This is a genomic window from Paraburkholderia sp., assembly GCF_035501035.1.
GTDB lineage: Bacteria > Pseudomonadota > Gammaproteobacteria > Burkholderiales > Burkholderiaceae > Paraburkholderia.
In genome coordinates, this window is the sequence record NZ_DATJWR010000152.1 from 1 (window position 1) to 8,475 (window position 8,475).

General features: G+C 65.1%; 8 protein-coding genes. 2 read left to right on the plus strand and 6 right to left on the minus strand.

Translation table 11 applies throughout. The features are described 5' to 3' along the window. Window positions 1-49 precede the first annotated feature (49 nt). The 4 genes from folE2 to VMJ11_RS10665 all read right to left on the minus strand — a co-directional run bounded on the left by folE2 (window position 50) and on the right by VMJ11_RS10665 (window position 4,221). Entirely contained in the window at window positions 50-856 is an 807-nt protein-coding gene (gene folE2, locus VMJ11_RS10650) for a GTP cyclohydrolase FolE2 (protein ID WP_325619381.1), read from the minus strand. Between the two features lie 167 nt (window positions 857-1,023). Continuing rightward, window positions 1,024-2,931, minus strand: a complete 1,908-nt coding sequence (gene dxs / locus VMJ11_RS10655; protein ID WP_325619382.1) for a 1-deoxy-D-xylulose-5-phosphate synthase — start codon at window positions 2,929-2,931, stop codon at window positions 1,024-1,026. Window positions 2,932-3,016: 85 nt separating this feature from the next. Beyond that, on the minus strand, window positions 3,017-3,910 hold the full coding sequence (locus tag VMJ11_RS10660; RefSeq protein ID WP_325619383.1) for a farnesyl diphosphate synthase: 894 nt from the start codon (window positions 3,908-3,910) through the stop codon (window positions 3,017-3,019). Beyond that, a complete protein-coding gene (locus VMJ11_RS10665; RefSeq protein WP_325619384.1) occupies window positions 3,907-4,221 on the minus strand; it encodes an exodeoxyribonuclease VII small subunit in 315 nt (104 codons plus the stop codon). The genes VMJ11_RS10660 and VMJ11_RS10665 overlap by 4 nt, the downstream gene beginning before the upstream one ends. Window positions 4,222-4,529: 308 nt before the next feature. Between VMJ11_RS10665 and VMJ11_RS10670 the strand changes: the two genes are divergently transcribed. Continuing rightward, entirely contained in the window at window positions 4,530-5,636 is a 1,107-nt protein-coding gene (locus VMJ11_RS10670) for an aromatic ring-hydroxylating dioxygenase subunit alpha (RefSeq protein ID WP_325619385.1), read from the plus strand. Window positions 5,637-5,777: 141 nt separating this feature from the next. After that, window positions 5,778-6,647, plus strand: coding sequence for a sulfurtransferase (locus VMJ11_RS10675; RefSeq protein ID WP_325619386.1), 870 nt, complete (start codon window positions 5,778-5,780; stop codon window positions 6,645-6,647). A 40-nt stretch (window positions 6,648-6,687) separates the two neighbouring features. Here VMJ11_RS10675 and VMJ11_RS10680 read toward each other — a convergent pair whose 3' ends face one another. Together VMJ11_RS10680 and VMJ11_RS10685 are read right to left on the minus strand one after the other, a co-directional pair. Beyond that, the gene (locus VMJ11_RS10680; protein ID WP_325619387.1) at window positions 6,688-7,560 is read right to left on the minus strand and encodes a dienelactone hydrolase family protein; all 873 of its coding nucleotides are present in this window, start codon (window positions 7,558-7,560) and stop codon (window positions 6,688-6,690) included. An 83-nt stretch (window positions 7,561-7,643) separates the two neighbouring features. Continuing rightward, a partial coding sequence (locus tag VMJ11_RS10685; RefSeq protein WP_325619388.1) for an NAD(P)/FAD-dependent oxidoreductase occupies window positions 7,644-8,475 on the minus strand: 832 nt, incomplete at its 5' end.

Sequence of the window (8,475 nt, forward strand, 5' to 3'; positions counted from 1 at the left end):
TTGCTTCGGTGCACCCGCAACGAAACGGCGGGCAGCGACGAGGAATGTATCAGGCGAGGCGCTTGTCCCGCTCGATCACCGCATACGCGCTGTGATTGTGAATCGACTCGAAGTTTTCGGCCTCGAGCGTATAGGCGATCACGCGCGCATCGGCGTTCAGGCGCACAGCCACATCGCGCACGAGGTCTTCGACGAACTTCGGATTTTCATACGCGCGCTCGGTGACGAACTTCTCGTCCGGACGCTTGAGCAGGCCCCACAGTTCGCACGACGCTTCCTGTTCGGCGATCACGATGAGTTCTTCCACCGGCAGATCGCCGTCGAACTCGACATCCATCGTCACGTGCGAGCGCTGGTTGTGCGCGCCATACTGCGAAATCTTCTTCGAGCACGGGCACAGGCTCGTCACCGGCACCAGCACCTTGAGGAACAGGCGCGTCACGCCATCGCGCGCGTCGCCCGTGAGCGTCACTTCGTAGTCCAGCAGGCTTTCCACGCCCGAGACCGGTGCGACCTTCTTAACGAAGTACGGGAACGACACTTCGATACGGCCTGCCTGCGATTCGAGCTTGACGAGCATCGCCGTGAGCATGGCGCGGAACGTTGCCGGTTCGAGCGGCGTCTTGTTCTCTTCGAGCAGCGCCACGAAGCGCGACATGTGCGTGCCCTTCTGATCCGCCGGCAGATGAACGTCGAGGTTCCATGTGCCGACGCTCGGCTGGACGTCGCCCGCGCCGGTCTTCACGGTGAGCGGATGGCGCACGCCTTTCACGCCCACTCGCTGGATCGGGATCTGACGGGTATCGACGGAGCTCTGGACGTCCGGCATCACGAAAGCCGGGTTCATCTGATTCATATTCTTATCCTCAAGTCGCGCCAAATGTGGCGCGCAAATGGCAAGCGCCGGCATGTGCCGGCGCTTGCTGGCGGAACAGGGCAACACGCCCCTTCCGACGGTTCAAGGTATTCGAGCGGCTGCGCCCAAAAAGAGCGCAGCTTCAGGCTGTTTCGATGCCCAGCCGCTTACGCGACGCGCATCACCGACTTGCCCGACGCGTTCGCCGCGCCATCGAGGAAGCGCTCGCGAATGGACTTCGCGATGCCTGCCGCGTCGAGGCCGACGCCCGCCAGCAGCTTCGCCGGATCGCCGTGATCGATGAAGGTGTCGGGGAGGCCCAATTGTAGTACGGGCTTGATAACCCCACTTTCAAGCAGGGATTCCACGCAGGCCGAACCGGCGCCGCCCATGATGCAGCCTTCCTCGACGGTCACGAGATAGTCGTGCGTCTCGGCGAGCTGGCGCACGAGATCGGCGTCGATCGGCTTCACGAAGCGCATGTTCGCCACGGTGGCGTCCAGCTCCGCGGCCGCCGCGAGCGAAGGCGCGACCATCGTGCCGAACGCGAGGATCGCAACGCGCTTGCCTGCCGGCGCATTGCTCTCGCGGCGAATCTCGCCCTTGCCCACCGGTAGCGCGGCCATCTGCTTGACGGTCGCGACGCCCGTGCCCGCACCGCGCGGGTAGCGCACGGCCGTCGTGCAGTCCTGCTGGAGCGCCGTGTAGAGCATCTGGCGGCATTCGTTTTCGTCGGATGCCGCCATGATCATCATGTTCGGGATGCAGCGCATGAACGCGAGATCGTATGCGCCCGCGTGCGTCGCACCGTCCGCACCGACGAGGCCGGCGCGGTCGATCGCGAACACGACCGGCAGGTTCTGCAGCGCCACGTCGTGGATCAGCTGGTCGTAGCCGCGCTGCAGGAAGGTCGAGTAGATCGCGACGACCGGCTTCAGGCCTTCGGCCGCGAGACCGCCCGCAAACGTCACCGCATGCTGCTCGGCAATGCCGACGTCGTAGTAGCGGTCCGGGAAGCGCTTTTCGAACTCCACGAGGCCCGAGCCTTCGCGCATCGCCGGCGTGATGCCGACCACGCGCGAGTCGAGCTCGCCCACGTCACACAGCCACTCGGCGAAGACCTGCGTGTAGGTCTTCTTCGCGGGCGTCGAGGAAGGCTTGATGCCTTCGGCCGGGTTGAACTTGCCGGGACCGTGGTACAGGACCGGGTCGGCTTCGGCGAGCTTGTAGCCCTGGCCTTTCTTCGTCACCACGTGCAGGAATTGCGGGCCGCGCAGTTCCTTGATGTTCTGCAGCGTCGGGATCAGCGAATCGAGATCGTGGCCGTCGATCGGCCCGATGTAGTTGAAGCCGAACTCCTCGAACAGCGTGGCCGGCACGATCATGCCCTTCGCGTGCTCTTCGAGCTTGCGGGCGAGATCGAGCACCGGCGGCGCATGGCGCAGCACGCGCTCCACGCCCGCGCGCGCGGCGGCGTAGAAGCGGCCCGACATGAGGCGCGCGAGATGGCGATTGAGCGCGCCCACCGGCGGCGAGATCGACATGTCGTTGTCGTTGAGGATGACGAGCAGCGGCACGTCGTCTTCGACGCCACCGTTGTTCAGCGCCTCGAATGCCATGCCGGCCGTCATCGCGCCGTCGCCGATGACGGCGATGCCCATGGCGTTTTCGCCCTTGAGCTTGCTCGCGACAGCCATGCCGAGCGCCGCCGAGATCGACGTGCTCGAGTGCGCTGTGCCGAACGTGTCATACGGCGACTCGTCGCGCTTCGGGAAACCCGAGATGCCGCCGAGCTGACGCAGCGTATGCATCTGGTCGCGGCGGCCGGTCAGGATCTTATGCGGATAAGTCTGATGGCCCACGTCCCAGACAATGCGATCGCGCGGCGTGTCGAACACGTAGTGCAGCGCGATCGTCAGTTCGACCGTACCAAGGTTGGACGACAGGTGGCCACCCGTCTGCGAGACGCTCTCGAGAACGAAGGCGCGCAGTTCGTCGGCGAGCGGTTGCAGCTGGCGGCGGTCGAGGCGGCGCAAATCCGCCGGGTCGTCAATGGTTTTCAGCAAGTCGTACATCGTCGTTCCATTGTAGGAAAACTGGCGCTCCCGCACTTGTCCTGCGCATTACTTCCTATTTCATGCGCGTGGGCGGGTGGCGCGGTCAGCTCACCCGGTTCACCACCAGGTCAGCGAGTTCGGCGAGGCGCTGCGCGCGCGCGCCAAACGGTTCGAGCGCCGCGTGCGCGTCGGCGCGCAACTGCTGCGCGAGCGCACGCGAAGCATCAAGGCCGATGATCGACACGTAGGTCGGCTTGCCGTCCTTCGCGTCCTTGCCTGCGGTCTTGCCGAGCGTCGCCGAGTCGGCGGTGACGTCGAGAATGTCGTCCACCACCTGGAATGCGAGGCCCACGGCCGCCGCGTATTTGTCCAACGCGGCAAGCGTTTCGGCAGTGGGCGCTTCGCCCGCCACCGCGCCCATGCGCACCGAGGCGCGCAGCAGCGCGCCGGTCTTCAGACGGTGCATCGTTTCGAGTTCGGCCCGCGTGAGCGCATGGCCGACGCTCGCCAGATCGATGGCCTGGCCGCCGGCCATGCCGATCGAGCCGCTCGCCAGCGCGAGTTCGCGCACGAGCGAGGCCTGGCGCTGCGCCGAATCGCTCAAACCCGGCACCTCCGACGTCAGCGTGATGAACGCCTGCGATTGCAACGCATCGCCAACCAGCAGCGCCGTCGGCTCGTCATATTTGACGTGTACGGTGGGCTTGCCGCGGCGCAAGTCGTCGTCGTCCATGCACGGCATGTCGTCGTGCACGAGCGAATAGACGTGGATCATCTCCAGCGCGCAGGCGGCCGCGTCGAGCGCCTCGGGTGTGGCGTTCGTCAGTTCGCCCGCCGCGTGGCACAGAAGCGGACGCACGCGCTTGCCGCCGCCAAGCACGGCATAACGCATGGCGTCATGCAGCGGCGCCGGCAGCACATCGGCGGCCGGTAAATAGTGATCGAGCGCGCTTTCGACCCGGTCAAGCACCTGCCGGGTCCATTGGTCAAATGTCATAGGTCGTCGTCTCCGCCCGCTGCGGAGTCTGTCGTATTGAGGGGCACGGGCCGCAGCGTCTCGCCGTCGAGCACGCGCACCTGTTGTTCAACCTTTTCGAGCTGCTGCTGGCAGAACCGCACGAGCGCGGCGCCGCGCCGATATGCCGCAAGCGACTCTTCGAGGCTCAGGGCGCCGCCTTCCATGCGCGCGACCAGGGCGTCGAGTTCCGCAAGCGCCGCTTCGTAGCTTTCGGGCAGAACCTCACCTTCTGCCGTGCCGGCCGCGCTTTCGTCCGCGCCAGCGCGGTCTTTCGATGCGGATTTCGCCATGAGTCGTCGCCAGAATGAAACAAGGCGGACATTCTACGGCAAAAGCTTCTCTTTCGACCCGCTCTCCGGCTCGTGTGCATTCTCGACCACAGAAGCCGCGTAAGCCCAAATCGGTTCCAGAAGGCCCGGTTCGCTATCCATTTGTCTCATATTTCTTGGATTTCCGCCGGCTTTCCAACGTAATTTTGGCAAAAATCAGTCACTTAGCTACCCCATGGCAGGGTAACCGGGTATAATCGCCGGCTCCCTAAATCGAATCTTCGATGGTTGGGTTGTTCACTGCTTTCACGTCTTCATCGGGAGTGGGAATGTCCAATCTGAGCAATGCATTGCAGCTGAAGTCCATCCATAGTCAGCTGCCAGTCGCCGCTTATTTTGACGAAGCGCTTCTCAAGCGCGAAATCGACACGCTTTTCCAGAAGGGTCCTCGCTACGTCGGGCACGAACTCATGGTGCCGGAGGCTGGGAACTATTTTGCGCTGCCCAGCGAAAAAGAGGGCCGCGTGCTCGTTCGCAACAAGCGCGACGAGATCGAGCTGCTCTCGAATGTCTGCCGGCACCGTCAGGCCATCATGCTAAACGGTCGAGGCTCGGCGGACAATATAGTGTGTCCGCTGCATCGCTGGACCTACGACCTCAAGGGCGAGTTGCTCGGCGCGCCGCACTTCGCGGACAAACCGTGTCTGAACCTGGACCGCACGCCGCTGCAGAAGTGGAACGGCCTGCTGTTCGAATCCGCCGGGCGCGACGTCGCGCGCGATCTCGCGCGCCTCGGGCCGGCGAAGCACCTCGACTTTACGGACTATATGTTCGATCACGTCGAGGTCCACGAATGCAACTACAACTGGAAGACCTTCATCGAGGTCTATCTGGAAGACTATCACGTCGTTCCGTTCCACCCCGGCCTCGGCAACTTCGTGTCGTGCGACGATCTCCAGTGGGAATTCGGCGAGTGGTATAGCGTGCAGACGGTCGGCGTGCACAAGCACCTCGGCAAGCCGGGCAGCCCGACGTACCGCAAGTGGCACGACGAAGTCCTGCGTTTTCGCAACGGCGTGCCGCCCGAGTTCGGCGCGATCTGGATGGTGTACTACCCGAACCTCATGATCGAGTGGTACCCGCACGTGCTCGTGGTCTCGTGGCTCATCCCGCAGGGCACGCAGAAAACGACGAATATCGTCGAGTTCTACTATCCCGAGGAAATCACGCTGTTCGAGCGCGAGTTCGTCGAGGCTGAACGCGCCGCCTATATGGAAACGGCCGTCGAGGACGACGAGATCGCCGAGCGCATGGACGCCGGCCGCCGCGCGCTGTTCGAGCGCGGCGTTTCGGAAGTCGGCCCGTACCAGAGCCCGATGGAAGACGGCATGCAGCACTTCCACGAGTTCCTGCGTCGCGAGCTGGGACCGATCTGACGCGCGGCTTCAGAGGCCGCTCGAACGCATCACGGAAAGACGGGCTTCGGCCCGTCTTTTTGTTTAGACTGACAGCATCGGGCCGCCGCACGTGTACCGCATTTTTCCTGGCAGCGGCCTCGCACGATCCAAGGAGCCGTCATGCCCCACACGCACTACACCACGCTGATCTCTGCCGCCAATCTGCACGAACGCCTGACCGCCGCACCGGGCAGCGTGCTCGTGTTCGACTGCCGCTTCGATCTTGCCAATCCCGCTGCGGGCGAGAACGCCTATGCGATCGGCCATTTGCCCGGCGCGCAATATCTGCATCTGGACCGCGACCTCTCCGGCCCGAAGACCGGCAAGAACGGCCGCCATCCGCTGCCCGACCGCGCTGCGCTCGTCGCCACGCTCTCGCTGCGCGGGCTAAACGAAGGCCAGCAGGTCGTGGCCTACGATGCGCAAGGGGGTTCGTACGCCGCGCGCCTGTGGTGGCTGCTGCGCTGGCTCGGCCATGACTCGGTGGCCGTGCTCGACGGCGGCCTGCAGGCATGGGAAGCGGCCGGCTTCCCGCTCGTGCGCGACGTGCCGACGCCGGCACGCGGCACCTTCAAGGCCGGCGCGCCGCTGCAGGTGACCGTGGACGCTCAGGCCATCGAGCGCAATCTCGCCACGCGCGAACTCACCGTAGTCGACGCGCGTGCCGCCGACCGCTATCGCGGCGAGAACGAAGCGATCGATCCGGTGGCCGGCCATATTCCTGGCGCCCGCAACCGCTTCTTTCAGGACAACCTCACGCCGGACGGGCGCTTCAAGTCGGCGCACACGCTGCGTGAGGACTTCAGCGCGGTGCTGCCGGGTACGACGCCCGAGCACGTGGTCCTGCAATGCGGCTCGGGCGTGACCGCCTGCCACAACGCACTCGCCATGGAGATTGCCGGCCTGCATGGCGCGGCGCTCTATCCCGGTTCGTGGAGCGAATGGGTCGCCGACCCGTCGCGGCCGGTCGCCACGGGCCCGAACCCTTGAGCCGAACCCTTGATCCGGGCATGATGACCGGAGCATGGCGTCACGCCACGCCGTGCCCCCTGAACCAAGCAATCGCGCGCTTCCAGCCGTCTTGCGCGTCGGCCTTGCGATAGCTCGGCCGGTAGTCCGCGAAGAACGCATGGCCCGCATCGTCGTATACGACGAACTGCGAACCGCGCCCTCCCTGCGGCCCCTGCGCGATGGCAGCCTTCATCTGCGCGAGCGTGTCCTGCGGGATGCTGTTGTCCTGCAAACCGTAGAGGCCAAGCACCGGCACCTGCAGATTGGCCGCGAGATCGAGCGGGTTTTGCGGCGAGTTCGCGGTGTGAGCGCCGGCCACACGCCCGTACCACGACACCGCGGCCTTCACCTGTGGATTGTGCTCGGCATAGAGCCACGCGTAGATCCCGCCCCAGCAGAACCCGTTGATACCCACGCGCTTCAGGTCACCGCCATTCTGGCCGGCCCAGACGAGGGCCGCGTCGATGTCGCCGAGCACCTGCGCGTCGGGTACCTTGCTCGCGATATTCTCGTTGATCTGCTGAATCGTCGGATACACGGACGCATCGCCTTCGCGCTCGAAAAAATCCGGCGCGATGGCCAGGTAGCCGAGCTTCGCAAAGCGGCGGCACACGTCGGCAATATGCTCGTGAACGCCAAAGATCTCATGGATCACGATGATGACCGGCAGATCCGTCTTGCCGCGCGGCCGCGCGCGATAGGCCGGAATGAGCGTGCCGTTCGACTGGAAGCCGACCTCGCCGGCTTCGAGGCCTTCGCTGTCGGTATGGATGGTCTGCGCGGAGACGGGCAGCACGGCGGCGGCGAATCCGCTACCGAGCGCCGCCTTGATGAAGGTACGGCGATCGAACGGCACGCGCGGAACGAGACTATCGACTTCGGGTTTCAGCATGCAACGCTCCTCGAACGTCACTCAGACGTCAAACGGCGGAATCAACGAAATGGCGCCGCGCCCCCCGGGAGCGCTGGCGCCGCTCAGTGCAGCTTCACGCGCGGCAGCGTCGTACGGCGCAGCCAGTGGGCGAAGGTATCGAGCATCATGCGCGCGTAGCCGTGCAGCGCCGCGATGTGCAGCCGGTACAGCGACATGTACATGAAACGGGCAAACAATCCTTCGATCAACATATTCCCGCCGATCAGCCCACCCATCAGATTGCCGACCGCGCTGAAATGGCCGAGCGACACCAGCGAGCCGAAGTCGCGATAGGTGAATTCGGGCAGCGGCCGCCCCGCGAGCAGATCGCCGAGCGAGCGGAAAAGGAAGGTGGCCTGCTGGTGCGCGGCCTGCGCGCGCGGCGGCACGCCGCGTTCGTGGCCCGGCCATTCGCACGCCGCGCAATCGCCGAGCGCGAAGATGTTGTCGTCGATTTCGGTTTGCAGCGTGCGGCGCACGATCAACTGGCCCAGCTTGTTGACCGTGAGGCCGTCGAGCCGCGCGAGCACGGGCGGCGCCGTGATGCCGGCCGCCCACACGGTCAGGTCCGCGCGCACGTTCTTGCCGCTCGCCGTGCGTACGACGCCGGGCGCGACCTCGGTCACGCGCTCGCTCGTGAGCAGACGCACACCGAGCTTCGCGAGAAGCTCAGCCGTCGCCGACGACACGCGCTCGGACAGCGCCGGCAAGATGCGCGTACCAGCCTCGATCAGCACGATGCCGACGTCGTGACGCGGATCCAGCTTGTGCAACCCATACGCGGAAAGCACCTGCGCGGTATTGCGCAATTCGGCGGAAAGCTCGACGCCCGTTGCCCCCGCTCCGATGATCGCCACCTGCACGCGCGGCTCCGCGCCGCCAGTCGAGCCCTGC